16 protein-coding genes and 1 tRNA gene are annotated in these 14,530 nt (G+C 66.1%); 11 read left to right on the plus strand and 6 right to left on the minus strand.

Features of this window, described 5'->3' with window-relative positions:
- Window positions 1–154: 154 nt before the first annotated feature.
- Window positions 155–1,459 carry a trigger factor gene (gene tig / locus G474_RS0111805; RefSeq protein WP_026687153.1) on the minus strand — a complete coding sequence of 435 codons (1,305 nt, stop codon included), beginning with the start codon at window positions 1,457–1,459 and terminating at the stop codon, window positions 155–157.
- A 95-nt stretch (window positions 1,460–1,554) separates the two neighbouring features.
- Window positions 1,555–1,639: transfer RNA gene (locus G474_RS0111810), tRNA-Leu, on the minus strand.
- Between the two features lie 114 nt (window positions 1,640–1,753).
- On the opposite strand from G474_RS0111810, the gene hpnC reads away from it, so the two are divergent.
- The 3 genes from hpnC to hpnE are packed head-to-tail and all read left to right on the plus strand — an operon-like array spanning window position 1,754 to window position 4,669.
- Entirely contained in the window at window positions 1,754–2,563 is an 810-nt protein-coding gene (gene hpnC / locus G474_RS0111815; protein WP_026687154.1) for a squalene synthase HpnC, read from the plus strand.
- 23 nt (window positions 2,564–2,586) lie between these two features.
- Window positions 2,587–3,420 carry a presqualene diphosphate synthase HpnD gene (gene hpnD / locus G474_RS0111820; RefSeq protein ID WP_026687155.1) on the plus strand — a complete coding sequence of 278 codons (834 nt, stop codon included), beginning with the start codon at window positions 2,587–2,589 and terminating at the stop codon, window positions 3,418–3,420.
- Window position 3,421: 1 nt separating this feature from the next.
- Window positions 3,422–4,669: a hydroxysqualene dehydroxylase HpnE gene (hpnE, locus tag G474_RS0111825; RefSeq protein ID WP_026687156.1), complete on the plus strand. Its 1,248-nt coding sequence runs from the start codon at window positions 3,422–3,424 to the stop codon at window positions 4,667–4,669.
- Window positions 4,670–4,731: 62 nt separating this feature from the next.
- On the opposite strand, the gene G474_RS0111830 is transcribed toward hpnE, so the two are convergent.
- Window positions 4,732–5,418, minus strand: coding sequence for an ABC transporter ATP-binding protein (locus tag G474_RS0111830; RefSeq protein ID WP_026687157.1), 687 nt, complete (start codon window positions 5,416–5,418; stop codon window positions 4,732–4,734).
- 22 nt (window positions 5,419–5,440) lie between these two features.
- Here G474_RS0111830 and G474_RS0111835 point away from each other — a divergent pair, with 22 nt between their 5' ends.
- Window positions 5,441–6,037, plus strand: coding sequence for an arylesterase (locus G474_RS0111835; protein WP_281171726.1), 597 nt, complete (start codon window positions 5,441–5,443; stop codon window positions 6,035–6,037).
- Here the strand turns inward: G474_RS0111835 and G474_RS0111840 are convergent.
- Window positions 6,034–6,567: a class I SAM-dependent methyltransferase gene (locus G474_RS0111840; RefSeq protein ID WP_026687159.1), complete on the minus strand. Its 534-nt coding sequence runs from the start codon at window positions 6,565–6,567 to the stop codon at window positions 6,034–6,036. The two genes, G474_RS0111835 and G474_RS0111840, sit on opposite strands and share 4 nt — an antisense overlap.
- Window positions 6,568–6,632: 65 nt before the next feature.
- Between G474_RS0111840 and G474_RS0111845 the strand changes: the two genes are divergently transcribed.
- Window positions 6,633–7,049, plus strand: coding sequence for an OsmC family protein (locus G474_RS0111845; RefSeq protein WP_026687160.1), 417 nt, complete (start codon window positions 6,633–6,635; stop codon window positions 7,047–7,049).
- A 102-nt stretch (window positions 7,050–7,151) separates the two neighbouring features.
- Complete coding sequence (locus G474_RS0111850) at window positions 7,152–9,845, plus strand: bifunctional acetate--CoA ligase family protein/GNAT family N-acetyltransferase (protein WP_026687161.1); 2,694 nt, start codon at window positions 7,152–7,154, stop codon at window positions 9,843–9,845.
- A 157-nt stretch (window positions 9,846–10,002) separates the two neighbouring features.
- Here G474_RS0111850 and G474_RS0111855 read toward each other — a convergent pair whose 3' ends face one another.
- A complete protein-coding gene (locus tag G474_RS0111855; RefSeq protein WP_043464192.1) occupies window positions 10,003–10,212 on the minus strand; it encodes a DUF3460 family protein in 210 nt (69 codons plus the stop codon).
- 63 nt (window positions 10,213–10,275) lie between these two features.
- The gene (locus G474_RS0111860) at window positions 10,276–10,509 is read right to left on the minus strand and encodes a DUF3567 family protein (protein ID WP_026687163.1); all 234 of its coding nucleotides are present in this window, start codon (window positions 10,507–10,509) and stop codon (window positions 10,276–10,278) included.
- 177 nt (window positions 10,510–10,686) lie between these two features.
- Here G474_RS0111860 and G474_RS0111865 point away from each other — a divergent pair, with 177 nt between their 5' ends.
- The 5 genes from G474_RS0111865 to G474_RS0111885 all read left to right on the plus strand — a co-directional run bounded on the left by G474_RS0111865 (window position 10,687) and on the right by G474_RS0111885 (window position 14,506).
- The gene (locus G474_RS0111865) at window positions 10,687–11,550 is read left to right on the plus strand and encodes a D-hexose-6-phosphate mutarotase (RefSeq protein WP_245589354.1); all 864 of its coding nucleotides are present in this window, start codon (window positions 10,687–10,689) and stop codon (window positions 11,548–11,550) included.
- 18 nt (window positions 11,551–11,568) lie between these two features.
- Complete coding sequence (minC, locus tag G474_RS0111870) at window positions 11,569–12,372, plus strand: septum site-determining protein MinC (RefSeq protein ID WP_026687165.1); 804 nt, start codon at window positions 11,569–11,571, stop codon at window positions 12,370–12,372.
- A 72-nt stretch (window positions 12,373–12,444) separates the two neighbouring features.
- On the plus strand, window positions 12,445–13,260 hold the full coding sequence (gene minD / locus G474_RS0111875) for a septum site-determining protein MinD (RefSeq protein WP_026687166.1): 816 nt from the start codon (window positions 12,445–12,447) through the stop codon (window positions 13,258–13,260).
- Between the two features lie 3 nt (window positions 13,261–13,263).
- Complete coding sequence (gene minE, locus G474_RS0111880) at window positions 13,264–13,536, plus strand: cell division topological specificity factor MinE (protein WP_026687167.1); 273 nt, start codon at window positions 13,264–13,266, stop codon at window positions 13,534–13,536.
- A gap of 133 nt (window positions 13,537–13,669) precedes the next feature.
- Window positions 13,670–14,506: an HDOD domain-containing protein gene (locus G474_RS0111885; protein WP_026687168.1), complete on the plus strand. Its 837-nt coding sequence runs from the start codon at window positions 13,670–13,672 to the stop codon at window positions 14,504–14,506.
- The last annotated feature ends 24 nt before the right edge of the window (window positions 14,507–14,530 follow it).

Here is a 14,530-nt window from a genome sequence, read left to right on the forward strand (position 1 = left end):
ACCTCGGTCTTCAAGTGGCGGGAGCGGCGCTGCGACACCCGGGGCCGGGCACCGCTCCACAAATTGCGAGGAGCCCGCAGGCTCCAGATTCGAAACAGCATCCGGGGCAGCAGCCCCGGATGTCAAGCAAGCTGTCGGCTTTACAACAAAAAGATCAGGCTTTCTGGCCCATCAGTTCGTCGAAAGCAACGGTCTTGTCGGTGACCTGGGCCTTGGAAAGCACCCACTCCACCACGTTGTTTTCGATGACCACGGCTTCCACCTCGGACAGACGCTGGGGCTGGGCGTAGTACCAGCCCACCACCTCGGCGGGATTCTCGTAGGTCTGGGCAGCTTCTTCCACCAGGGCCTTGATCTGTTCGGGCTTGGCTTGCAGCTTCTCGGACTTGACCAGTTCAGCAAGAATCAGGCCAAGAGTGACGCGGCGCTTGGCCTGGTCGGCAAACCACTCGGGCTGAATGGGGAAGTCCTTGGCCTTCATGCCACGCTGCTCCATGTCCTGGCGGGCATTCTGGATCAGGCGCTGAACTTCCATCTCCACCAGGGCGTTGGGCACGGGGATGGGGTTGGCGGACACCAGGGCGTCCATGACCTGGTCCTTGAGGCGGGCCTCGATGCGCTTCTTCACTTCGCGCTTCAGGTTGCCTTCGATCTCGGCACGCATCTTGGCGATGTCGCCATCCTCGATACCCAGGGTCTTGGCAAAGTCAGCATCCACTTCCGGCAGGGTGGGCGCCATCACCTGTTTGGCGGTGATTTCGAACTGCACGGTCTGGCCGGCCAGATCCTTGGCGAAGTAATCGGCGGGGAAGGTCATGTCGAAGGTCTTGGATTCGCCAGCCTTCATGCCTTCCACGGCAGCTTCGAACTCGGGCAGCATCATGCCCTGGCCCAGCACGAAGGGATAATCGCTGGCCTGGCCGCCCTGGAAGGGCTCGCCGTCCTTCTTGCCCAGGAAGTCGATCACGACCCGGTCTTCCTTGGCGGCAGCCCGGTCGGTGGCGCTGTAACGGACCCGCTGCTTGCGCAGGATGTCCAGGGTCTTGTCCACTTCGGCGTCGCTGACTTCCAGAACCGGACGTTCGACGCTGGAAGCGGACAGATCGCCCAGGGCGAATTCGGGATAGACCTCGAACACGGCGGAGAACTCCAGATGGGTGGTGCTCTCGGTCTTCTTGGGTTCGATGTTGGGATAACCGGCCACATTCAGTTTCTGCCCCACCACGGCTTCACCGAAGGCGGTATTCAGGGCTTCAGTCAGGGCTTCATGGCGGGCTTCTGCACCATATTGCTGCTTCACCATGGCAAAAGGCACCTTACCGGGGCGGAAGCCGGGCATCTTCATGTTGCGGCCCATGCGCTTCAGGCGCTGTTCGGTGGCGCTCTCCAGGGCATCGATGGCGACGGAGAGGTCCAGACGACGTTCCAGAGGGTTGGTGGTTTGGGTGGTGGTTTCCATGAAGTTTCCTCAGAAGCAGCACGCCAGGCCGGACATGGGCCCGGACTGGCTGCATTGAAAATAAAGCGCTGGGTTGTAGTAATGGTGACAAATTCTGGTGCGCGAGGAGGGACTCGAACCCTCACACCTTGCGGCGCTGGAACCTAAATCCAGTGCGTCTACCAATTCCGCCACCCGCGCTAAAGCCCGCCATTCTAACCGAGAACTCCGTATACTGTCAGGCTGCCTGCCCGGGCCGGCAAGCGCCGCCATCGCCCCGGAGACCACCGCCAACCGCCCAAGCAAACCTGCCCGATGCCGGTCGATCATTACGAGAATTTTCCTGTTGCCTCCCTGCTCGTTCCCAAAGCCCTGCGGGGACCCATCGAGGCCATCTACCACTTTGCCCGGGCCGCCGACGATCTGGCCGACGAGGGCCAGGTCCCCGCTGCAGAACGTCTGGCCAGCCTGGCGACCTTCCAGGCCGCCCTGGATCAGCTGGAAGCCGGCGCCACCCCGGCCCAGCCGATCTTCCAGCGCCTGGCCCCGGTGGTGCGCCAGCACGGACTGCCCCTGCAGCTGTTCCGGGACCTGCTGGACGCCTTTTCCCAGGACGTGGTGCAGACCCGCTACCGGGACTACCCGGAGCTGCTGGACTACTGCCGCCGCTCCGCCAACCCAGTGGGGCGGCTGGTCCTGCACCTGTTCGGCCGCGACGGGGCGGAACAGCTGCACCAGTCCGACTGCATCTGCTCGGCCCTGCAGCTGATCAATTTCTGGCAGGACGTGGCGGTGGACTGGCAGAAGGACCGCATCTACCTTCCCGGGGACGACATGGCGCGCTTCGGCGTCACCCCGGAGGACATCGCCGCCGCCCGCTGCAGCGATGCCTGGCGCCAGCTCCTGGCCTTCCAGATCGCCCGCACCCGGGCGCTGATGCTGAGCGGCGCCCCCCTGGTGCATCACCTGCCCGGCCGCATGGGCTGGGAAATCCGGCTCACCATCCAGGGAGGACTGCGCATCCTGGAGCGCATCGAACAGGCCGATTACGACATCTTCCGCCGCCGCCCCCGGCTGGGCCCCCTGGACTGGCTGGTGATGGCCCGCCGTTCCCTTACAATGTGACGCCTCCCACACCCCGAGCCCCCATGACTCCCGACGATTACTGCCAGCAGAAAGCTGCAGCCAGCGGCTCCAGCTTCTATTACAGCTTCCTCTTCCTGCCCCTGGAACGACGCCAGGCCATCATGGCCCTGTACGCCTTCTGCCGGGAAGTGGATGACGTGGTGGACGAATGCCAGGACCCGGCCCTGGCCTCCACCAAGCTGGCCTGGTGGCGCCAGGAAGTGGAACGGATCGGCTCCGGCCAGCCCCAGCACCCGGTGGGCCAGGCCCTGCAGGCCGCCGGCCGGCGCTTCAACCTGCCCGGGGAGCAACTGCTGGAAATCATCGACGGCATGGAAATGGACCTGCAGCAGGCCCGCTACCTGGATTTCAAGGGACTCTCCCTGTATTGCTACCGGGTGGCCAGCGTCGTCGGCCTCCTGGCCGCCGAGATCTTCGGCTTCCAGGACCGCCAGACCCTCAAGTACGCCCACGACCTGGGCATGGCCTTCCAGCTCACCAACATCATCCGGGACATCGGCGAGGACGCCCGCCGGGGCCGCATCTACATCCCCATGGATGAGTTGAAGCAGTTCAACGTGCCGGCTGCCGACATCCTCAATGGCCGCTACTCGGACAACTTCACCGCCCTGATGCGCTTCCAGCTGGAACGGGCCCAGCGCTACTACGACCAGGCCCTGGAGCAGCTGCCCCCGGCGGACCGCAAGTCCCAGCGCCCGGGGCTGGTGATGGCCGCCATCTACCGCACCCTGCTCAAGGAAATCGAGGCCGAGAACTTCCAGGTGCTGCACCAGCGCATCGCCCTCACCCCGGTACGCAAGCTCTGGCTGGCCTGGAAGACCTGGATCCTGGCCTGACATGAAGATCGCCGTCATCGGCGGCGGCTGGGCCGGCATCGCCGCCGCCGTGGAGCTCGCCCACCGGGGCGCCAGCGTCACCCTGTTCGAAGCCGGGCGCCAGCTGGGTGGCCGGGCCCGCCGGGCCGACACGGCTGACGGCAGCCTGGATAACGGCCAGCACCTGCTCCTGGGCGCCTACACGGACACCCTGGCCCTGATGCAGCGGGTGGGTGCCGATCCGGCCCGGCTGCTGCGCCGCCTGCCCCTGGAAGTGCGCGACAACCAGGGCTTCCGCCTCGCCCTGCCCCCCTGGGCCCCGCCCCTGAACCTGGCCTGGGGCCTGCTCACGGCCCGAGGCGTCCCCCTGGGGGAAAAACTCCGCACCGCCCTCTGGATGCAGGGCCTCAAATACCGGCAGTTCCGGCTGAAACGGGACAGCAGCGTCAGCCACTGGCTCGATGCCGCCGGACAGACGGGCGTCCTGCGCCAGCGGCTCTGGGAACCCCTCTGCCTGGCCGCCCTGAACACGCCGCCGGCCCTTGCCTCGGCCCAACGCTTTGCCCGAGTGCTGCGCGACAGCCTGGGCAGCCCCCTGCCCGGGGCCACGGACCTGCTGCTGCCGCGCCAGACCCTGTCGGAACTGCTCCCCGACCCTGCCGGCGCATGGCTGCAAGCGCAGGGGGCCCGGGTGCTGACCCGCCGGCGGGTGCGGCAGCTGCAGCAGGATGGAGCGGGCTGGCGGGTGGAAGAAGAACAGTTCGACCAACTCATCCTGGCCGTGGCCCCCCAGCATCTGGCCGCTCTGCTGCCGGGGCCCGGACTGCCCCTGCCGGATTACCGCTACGAACCCATCGCCACCCTCTATTTCCACTACCCGGCCGACACCGCCCTGCCCTTCCCCCTCATGGCCCTGCATGGCGGCCACGGACAATGGCTGGTGGATCGTGGCCAGGGGGTCATTGCCGCCAGCCTCTCCGGCCACGGCCCCTGGGAGACCCTGGAAGAAACGGCCCTGGCCGCCGCCCTGCACGAGGAAATCTGCAGCTTCACCGGCCCCCGGCCCCTGTCCCCGTATCGCTTGATCAAGGAACAACGGGCTACCTTCGCCTGCACCCCCGACCTGCCGGCCTGCCCCCAGACCACCCCCTGGCCCGGGCTATGGATTGCCGGCGACCATTGCTGGGCGGACTACCCGGCCACCCTGGAAGGCGCCGTACGCAGCGGCCTGGCCGCCGCCCGGCTGAGCCTGGCGGCCCGGCGCACCTAGCCCTGGCTCAGCGCAAGCCAGGGCGGCACCGATTCCCGGGAACAGGCCCGCGGTTGGCCGACCTATTCAGCCACCAGACGACCGCCATGCATGCGCAGCACCCGGTGGCAGCGGCGGGCGATGGCCTCGTCGTGGGTCACCAGTACCAGGGTAGTGCCCTGCTGGGCATTGATGGCGAACATCAGGTCGATGATGCGCTCCCCGGTCTGGGCATCCAGGTTGCCGGTGGGCTCGTCGGCCAGCACCAGCTTCGGGGCCGGGGCAAAGGCCCGAGCCAGGGCCACCCGCTGCTGCTCGCCGCCGGAAAGGTGCTTGGGATAATGGCCCAGCCGGTGGGACAACCCCACCCGCTCCAGCCACTCCCGGGCCCGGGCCTCGGCGGCATCGGCTCCGGCCAGCTCCAGGGGCAGCATCACGTTCTCCAGGGCCGTCAGAGCCGGCAGCAGCTGGAAGGACTGGAACACGAAGCCCAGCAGACGCCCCCGCAATCGGGCCCGCTGGTCCTCGTCCAGCCCCACCAGGTCCTCCCCCGCCAGGCGAACCGAACCGCGGCTGGGCAGGTCCAATCCCGCCAGCAGGCCCAGCAGGGTGGACTTGCCCGAGCCCGAGGCCCCCACGATGGCCACGGACTCCCCGGCGGTGACCGAGAAGGAAATATCCTGCAGAATGACCAGCGCTTCCTGCCCGGCGTCCGCGGCAGGAACCTCCTTGCCCAAGGCCTCGACTTCCACCACCCGTTCATTTGCCATGCACTATTTCCCCCATAAACGCTTGCTGCTTCTGCTGCTGGCCCTGCTCTGCTGCAGCCTGCCAGCCCTGGCGGCGCGCAACATCCTGATCCTGGGCGACTCCCTTTCGGCGGGTTACGGCATTCCCCTGGAAACGGCCTGGCCCAGCCTGCTGCAGGCCCGCCTGCAGCGCCAGGGTCCCGATTATAACGTCGTGAATCTGAGCATCTCCGGGGAGACCACGGCTGGCGGCCGTTCCCGCCTGCCCGCCGCCCTGAGCGAACACAAGCCCTCCCTGGTGCTGCTGGCCCTGGGTGCCAACGACGGCCTGCGCGGCCTGCCCCTGAGCCAGACCCGGGATAACCTAGTGACCATGATCCAGGTGATCCGGAACAGCGGCGCCCGGGTGGTCCTGGTGGGCATGCGCATTCCCCCCAACTACGGCCCCTACGCCCGGCAGTTTGACGCCCTTTACGGCGAACTGTCCCGGGACCTGCGGCTGCCCCTGGTGAAATTCCTGCTCGAAGGGGTGGCCGACCAGCCCCAGCTGTTCCAGCCCGACGGCCTGCACCCCGTGGCCGCCGCCCAGCCCCGCATCCTCGACAACATCTGGCCGGTGCTGCAGCCCCAGCTGCGCTAAAGCTGCTGACCCGTCCCCAGGGCATCGCGGCTGGCGCAGAGCCGCTGCACCCGGGCCGGCGCGCCGGTTTCCCCCTGCTCGAAACCGGCCACGAAGAGGTCATGCCGCCGGGCCAACTCCAGCAGCTCCCCCGGCTGGAGCAGAAAATCCGGCCGCGAAGGCCGGCCGAACACCTCGTGCCCTACCATGAAAGTCTCGTAGATCAGGATGCCCGCGGGGGCCAGCAGCTGCACCAGCGCATCAAGCCTGGGGCGGTACAGGTAGTTGGTCACCAGCACCCCGTCGAATTCCAGCCCATCCAGGGGCCAGACCTCCCCTTCCAGATCCAGTTGCCGGGTCTCCAGGCCCGGCACCCCGGCCAACCCGGCCAGGGCCTCGGGGTCCCGGTCCACCGCCAGCACCCGGTAGCCCTGGGCCGCCAGCCAGCGGCTGTGGCGCCCGGAGCCACAGGCCAGGTCAAGAATCCGCCCGGCGGGCCTGAATCTGTGGGCCTGGCGCAACAGCCAGGGAGAGGGTTGCCTGTCGTTCAAGTTGCGGACCTCCTGAAAACGCTATCATGCCCGCAACCAACAAAAGAAAACCAGCGGGGAGAGACATGGCTACACCCATCATCGTTCAGGAAGCCCGGGCCGAGGGCCTGAGCCCCTACCGCCAGCTGATCCAGGCCGGTGCGCACCAGTGGCAGGCCGACCTGCCGGTCTCCGGCGGCGGCCAGGACCTGGGCCCCGCCCCCATGGAGCTGCTGGCCGCCAGCCTGGGGAGCTGCACCACCATGACCCTGCGCATGTACGCCGACCTGAAACAGCTGCCCCTGGAGCAGGTCCGGGTGGAGCTGGAATGGGAAAAGGTGGAGGCAGATGGCCAGCGTCAGGACCTGATCCGCCGCCGTATCCAGCTCCAGGGCCCCCTGACCCCGGCCCAGCGTCAGCGCCTCCTGGAGATTGCCGGCCGCTGCCCGGTGGCCCGCACCCTGTCCCAGGGGGTACGACTTGAAGACCGCCTGGAACCATGAGCGCCGCAAACGTGGAAAACCACAGTGCCGCTGTTATGCTGAATGTGGTAAATTTGTGCGCTGCACAATCTTCTGAACCGACTTTTCCTTGAGGCCATAGGCATGCTGGAACAACACTATCTGACCTCCATGTTCGAACCCAAGTCCGTGGCCGTGATCGGCGCCTCGGAACGGGAAAACTCCGTCGGCAACATCATCTTCAAGAACATCCTGGATTCCGGCTACACCGGCCGGATCTACGCCATCAACCCCAAGCACGAGACGGTCCTCGGCCAGCAGTCCTACAAGAGCATCGAGGAAATCGGCGCCCGGGTGGAACTGGCGGTCATCGCCACCCGCCCCCAGACCGTGCCCATGCTGGTGGAGCAGTGCGGCCGCAGCGGCATCAAGAACGTCATCGTGATCTCCGCCGGCTTCTCGGAAACCGGCCACATCGGCGCCAATCTGGAGCGCAAGATGCTGGAGATCGCCCGCTCCTACAACGTGCGCGTCCTGGGCCCCAACTGTCTGGGCATCATCCGCCCCAACCTGGGCCTGAACGCCACCTTCGCCCGGATGACCGCCAATACCGGCAACCTGGCCCTGGTCTCCCAGTCCGGCGCCATGTGCGCCGCCGTGCTGGACTGGGCCAAGTCGAACAAGGTGGGCTTCTCTTCCGTGATCTCCCTGGGCAGCACTGCCGACGTGGATTTCGGCGAAATCCTCGACTACCTGATCTACGACAACCGCACCCACTACATCCTCATGTACGTGGAGGGCATCCGCAATGCCCGCCGCTTCATGAGCGCGCTGCGTTCCGCCGCCCGCATCAAGCCCATCATCCTCTTGAAGGCAGGCCGCCACGAGGCCGGCTCCATCGCCGCCCAGACCCACTCGGGCATGATCGCCGTGGCCGACGCGGTGTTCGATGCCGCCGTGCGCCGGGCCGGGGTGGTGCGGGTGCAGAACGTGGGCCAGCTGTTCTACGCCTCCAAGGCCCTGGCCTCCAAGTTCCGCCCCATGGGCAACCGCCTGGCCATCATCACCAACGGCGGCGGTCCCGGCGCCATGGCAGCCGACCGGGCCGGAGACCTGGGCATTCCCCTGGCGCCCCTGTCCGACGAGACCATGGTCAAGCTGAACAAGAACCTGCCACCCACCTGGTCCCACAGCAACCCCATCGACATCGTCGGTGACGCCCCGCCGGAACGCTACCGGGAAGCCATCGTCACCCTGTCCCAGGACTCTGAGGTGGATGCCATCCTGGTGATGCTGGCGCCCCAGGCCATGACCGAGCCCATGGAAGTGGCCAAGGCTGTGATCGAGGTCCACGAACAGAGTCTGAAGCCCATCATCTGCTGCTGGATGGGCGAGGAGCAGGTCTACGCGGCCCGGAAGACCCTGCAGGAAGCCGGCATCCCCGCCTTCCGCATGCCCGAGACGGCGGTGGAACTGTTCCACCACATCTCCACCTTCTACCGCAACCAGAAGCTGCTGCTGCAAACGCCAGCCCCCATCCGCCAGCAGGACCGGCCCGAGTTCGAAGGGGCCAAGATGCTCATCGAGGCGGTGCTCTCGGAACGCCGCAAGGTGCTCTCCGAGATGGAATCCAAGGCCATCCTGCGCGCCTTCCGGATTCCCGTGGCCCAGACCATGGTGGCCCGCACCCCCACCGAGGCCCTGCTGCTGGCCGAGCAACTGGGCTTCCCGGTGGCCATGAAGGTGGATTCCCCGGACCTGGTGCACAAATCCGACGCGGGCGGCGTGCGCCTCAACATCACCAATGCCCCGGCCGTGCGCAACGCCTATCACGACATCATCGAAACGGTGAAGAAGCGCCAGCCCAATGCCCGCATCAACGGGGTTTCCATCGAGCCCTTCCTGGCCCGGCCCCACGGCCGGGAACTGATGCTGGGGGTGTTCCGGGACCCCATCTTCGGGCCGGTAATCACCTTCGGCGCCGGCGGTTTCGACGTGGAAGTGTTCAGCGACCGCTCCGTGGCCATGCCCCCCCTGAACCGCTTCCTGGCCAAGGACCTGATCAAGTCCACCCGGGCCTCCAAACTGCTGGGCCAGTTCCACAACATGCCGCCCATCGACATGGAAGCCCTGGAGGACGTGCTGCTCTCCATCTCCGAGATGGTCTGCGAGCTGCCCTGGATCGTGGAAATGGACCTCAACCCCCTGATCGTGGATGAGGACGGCGCCATCGCCGTGGATGCCCGCATCGTCATCGACCATGCCCCCTCTTCCGGCGACCGCTACTCCCACATGGCCATCTACCCCTATCCGGTACACCTGGTCCAGGAGTGGCAGCTCAACGACGGCCAGACCGTGATCATCCGCCCCATCCGCCCCGAGGATGCGGACCTGGAGCAGGACTTCGTCAAGAACATGTCCGACGAATCCCGCTACTACCGCTTCATGGACACCATCCGGGAACTCACCCCTGCCATGCTGGTGCGCTTCACCCAGATCGACTACGACCGGGAAATGGCCCTGATCGCCGTCCTGGAAGACGAAACCAGTGGCCGGGAAGTCCAGATCGGCGTGGCCCGCTACGTGGTCAATCCGGACGGAGAGTCGGTGGAATTCGCCCTGGCCGTAGGGGACAACTGGCAGAAGTGCGGCATCGGCAGAAAGCTCATGAGCACGCTGGTCGAGTGCGCCCGCATGAAGGGCTACCGGGCCGTGGTGGGGGACGTGCTCTCCAGCAACACCAAGATGTTCCGTCTCATGACCAGCCTGGGCTTCTCCATCCATCCCCATCCCGAGGATACGGCCGTCAAGAAGGTGGTGAAGCCCCTGGCCGGCTGAGCCCCACCCCGATCACCAAGGGACCGGGTCGGCCCGCAGGTTGCCGGAAACCCGCGGAATCCTTCCCGGTCCCGACCAACAAAAACGGCAAGTTCTTCCGAACTTGCCGTTTTCCTTGCAATCCTGCCTAGCACACCGGCACAGGCCGGCCGGTGACTCACTCGCCGAAGAAATTCACGTCGTAGGGGTAGGGCTTCTGGCACTCCTTGGCCTTGGCGAAATCCTGGCAGAGCCCGGGCTCCTGCTTCTTGTCCCACCACAGGGCGCGACCGGCTTCCTGCTCCTGGGCCCATTCCGGGTGCTTGGCCATCATTTCCCGCATCCACTTGGTGTGGTCGGACTCGTAGCTGCTGTCGACGATACCCATGATTCCTCACAAATCCAGACAAAAGATGGCGCGCATTCTAACACGCGCCCTGCCGCCCGAACGTCAGTGGAAGATGATGGGTCTGGCCTCGCCGGCGCAGTAATCATCCAGGAAGGCATCGATGGTTTCCTCGTCCCGCTCCTCTTCCGGAATGTCGTTGATGGCATTGCGGAAACGCCGGGCATAGGGCCCCTGGAGAAAGAGCATGCGCATGGTTTCCTTGTCCACCAGTTCAAAACCTTCCTGAGCGGGGTAGGAAAGGACCGAATAGTGCTCGCTGTTGTAAACCACGTTCATGATGGTGCTCCCAATCGAAAACGGTTGCGAAACGATCTTGTCACCCTGTAAGTAGGTTGTCGGCCGGAAATTTCAAGTCTTGAGGCCCACGCCAAACCAGCAAGAAGGATGCCAAGGAATCTAACGCCCGGCCGCCGACTTCCAGTAAACTACGCGCCCACCGCCACAGGATAACCCATGTCCCATCCCGTTCCGCCTATGGACGCGATCATCGATTTCAATGGCCTGCCCGCCTGCCGCCTGGCGCTTGCCGATGGCAGCACGGCCGTCATCGCCCTGCAGGGCGCCCAGCTGCTTTCCTGGAACCCGGGCGGCAAGGGCGAACGCATCTACCTGAGCCCGGAAGCCCGCTACGCCCCAGGGCAGCCCCTGCGCGGCGGGGTTCCCGTGATCTTTCCCCAGTTCGCCGACCTGGGCCCCCTGCCCCGTCATGGTTTCGCCCGCACCAGCCCCTGGCAACTCGATGAAGTGCGCCAGGACCCCAAGGCCGGCTACGCCGCTGCCATCTTCAGCCTCCGGGATGACGAGGCCAGCCGCGCTCTGTGGCCCCATGCGTTCGAGCTGGAACTGGCCATTGGCATCAGCAGCGGCCGCCTGGACCTGGAGCTGGAAATCCGCAACCCCGGCGACAGCCCCTTTTCCTGCACGGCGGCCCTGCACAGCTACCTGCGGGTGAAGGAGGTGGAGGAATCCTATCTCACCGGCCTCTACAACGCCCCCTACACTGACCGCCGCAACGGCCGGCAGCAACGGGACAGCGCCCCGGAACTGATGGTGGACGACGAGCTCGACCGGCTCTACCCCCGCCTGGGCCGCCCCCTGCTGCTGAGCGAGCCCCAACGCTCCCTGGCCATCCACAACGAAGGCTTTCCCGACCTGGTGCTGTGGAACCCCTGGGAACACCAGTGCGCCGCCCTGACCGACATGCCGGCCCGGGGCTTCCGTCACATGCTCTGCATCGAAGCCGCCGCCGTCGGCGAACCCCTGGTCCTGCCTGCCGGCGGCGAGTGGTGGGGCCGCCAGACCCTGGTCTGCGTCTAACACCTCATGTCACCGACCATGAAAAAAACCAAGACTCCCGCCCTGATCGAATTCAAGGGCAGCACCGTCCCCGCCATCGTCATCACCCTGCGCAGCCTGAACCCCGCCACTCTGGAGCAGAGCGCCGCCCAGATGTTCGGCAACAGCGACTTTTTCGACGGGGATGCGGGCATCCTGGACCTGGGCCAGCTTCCCCCGGACGAAAGCAGCCCTCCTGAAGACTGGGCCGCCATCATCACCTGCTTCGCCCGGCACGGCCTGAAGCTGATCGGCCTGCGCGGCGGCGCCCCGGAACTAGCCGCCACGGCCCAGGCCGCGGGCCTGGCCCTGTTCCCCGCCGACGAACGGCGCCAGCCCCCCGCCCCCGAAGCGGCCCCGCCGCTTGAAGCCGCTCCAGTGGAACCCCCTCCCATGGAAGCCCCCCCGGAACCTCCGGCCCCCGAACCGCCTCCGGCCGCACCGGAACCGGCACCGGCGCGCACCACCCTGGTGATCGACCGCCCCCTGCGCTCCGGCCAGCAGGTTTATGCCCGGGGCGGCGACCTGGTGGTGCTGGCCATCGTCAACCCGGGGGCGGAAGTGATTGCCGACGGCAGCATCCACATCTACGCCCCCCTGCGCGGACGCGCCCTGGCCGGGGCTACCGGCGATGCCCAGGCGCGCATCTTCACCACCCGCTTCGAGGCCGAGCTGGTCTCCGTGGCCGGGGTCTACCGCACCTTTGAAGGGGGCGTCCCGGCCGAGCTGGCAAGCCGTCCGGTGCAGGTCCGGGCCGATGCCGAAGGCAACAAACTGTTGCTTGACTCCCTGAAGCTGGACTAAAGCCCCGTTGCTGAAAGAACATAAAATTCCAGGCGCAGGTAAAATCTGCGCTTTTACATCGGAGAACATTTCGTGACCCGCATCATTGTTGTGACCTCCGGCAAGGGCGGCGTGGGCAAGACCACCACCAGCGCCAGTTTTTCCTCGGGCCTGGCCCTGCGCGGCTTCAAGACTGCCGTGATCGACTTCGACGTGGGCCTGCGGAACCTGGACCTGATCATGGGCTGCGAACGCCGGGTCGTCTATGACCTGGTCAACGTCCTGAACGGCGAAGCCACCCTGACCCAGGCCCTGATCAAGGACAAGCACTGCGACAACCTGTTCGTGCTGCCTGCCTCCCAGACCCGGGACAAGGACGCCCTGACCGAAGAAGGGGTGGAAAAGGTCCTCAAGGAACTGGAACACATGGGCTTCGACTACATCGTCTGCGACTCCCCCGCCGGTATCGAACGGGGCGCGGTGATGGCGCTGACCTTCGCCGACGAAGCCATCGTGGTCTCCAACCCGGAAGTCTCCTCCGTGCGCGACTCGGACCGCATCCTCGGCATCCTGCAATCCAAGTCCAAGCGGGCCAAGGAAGGCGGCGAGCCGGTCAAGGAACACCTGCTCATCACCCGCTACTCCGCCAAGCGAGTGGACGAAGGCGAAATGCTCTCCTTCAAGGACGTCCAGGAAATCCTGCGGGTGCCCATCATCGGCGTCATTCCCGAATCGGAATCCGTGCTGCACGCCTCCAACCAGGGCACGCCCGCCATCCACCTGAAGGACTCCGACGTCGCCGAGGCCTACAAGGACGTGGTGGCCCGCTTCCTGGGTGAAGACAAACCCCTGCGTTTCGTGGACTATGAAAAACCCGGCCTGCTGAAGCGACTGTTCGGAGGAAAATAAGGCATGTCCCTGCTCTCCCTCATCTTCGGCAACAAGCAGAAGACCGCCGCCATCGCCAAGGAACGGCTGCAGCTGATCATCGCCCATGAGCGCAGCGACCTGAGCAGCAAGCCCGACTTCCTGCCAGCCCTGCAACAGGAGCTGGTGGCCGTGATCTCCAAGTACGTTTCAGTCAACCAGGACGACATCAAGGTCTCCCTGGAAAAGCAGGGCAATTACGAAGTGCTGGAAGTCAACATCGTCCTGCCCGAACCCGGGCCCGGCCCCAGCCGCTGATCCCCCGACGCCCGGCCCTGCCGGGCGTTTTCCATTGCAGTCCCGGAAACGCTCACTCCCAAACCGGCTAACCTACCCCCAAACCACCGGGAACCCCCTACAATCCCCTTAAACAAGAGGGGGAGGAAACGCCATGGACCGCAGCGCCATCTTCAAGCAGATCGCCACGGAAGCCGCTCAGGGAGAGCTCAACTTTCCCACCAGCGCCGAAGTCGCCATGAAAATCCAGCGCGCCCTGGATGATCCCGAATGCCCCCTGGACCAGGCCGCCCGCCTGGTCCAGAGCGAACCCCTGCTGGCCGCACGGGTGGTGGCCATCGCCAACTCCATCACCTACAACCGGGCCGGGCGGGAAATCACCGACGTGCGCACCGCTGTCTCCCGCCTGGGATTTAGCACCGTCCGCACCCTCTCCACCGCCCTGGTCACCCGCCAGATGGCCGGCGCCCCCACCGACCCGGCCCTGCGCCAATGCGCTGCCGCCCTGTGGGAACACACGGCCCACGTGGCCGCCCTGACCAGCGTCATGGCCCGCCGGGTCAGCCACCTGGACCCGGAAACCGCCCTGTTTGCCGGCGTGGTCCACGAAGTGGGCGGCTTCTACCTGATCTCCCGGGCCAAGGATTACCCCGGCCTCCTGGAAGGCGAACCCGCCGACTGGGTCGAAAATGGGGAACGGGAAATCAGCACCGCCGTACTCCAGGCCCTGAAGGTCCCCGAAGCCGTGCTGGAAGCCGTGGATACCCTGCTGCAAGGCTTCATGGCCCTGCCCCCGGTAACCCTGGGAGACACCCTGCTGCTGGCCGACGACCTGGCCCCGGTGGAATCCCCCCTGCGCCACTCCCCCACCCAACCCCGGGAAGACCCCCGCGGCCGCATCGACGCCGTCATCGGCGACGCCACCCTGGTCAGCCTCCTGGAAGAATCCGCCACCGAAGTGGAATCCCTGATCGGGGCCCTGCGGTTCTAGGGCGGAAAAGGCCCAAGGTCACTG

This window comes from Azovibrio restrictus DSM 23866 (genome assembly GCF_000429665.1).
GTDB classification, from domain to species: Bacteria; Pseudomonadota; Gammaproteobacteria; order Burkholderiales; family Rhodocyclaceae; genus Azovibrio; species Azovibrio restrictus.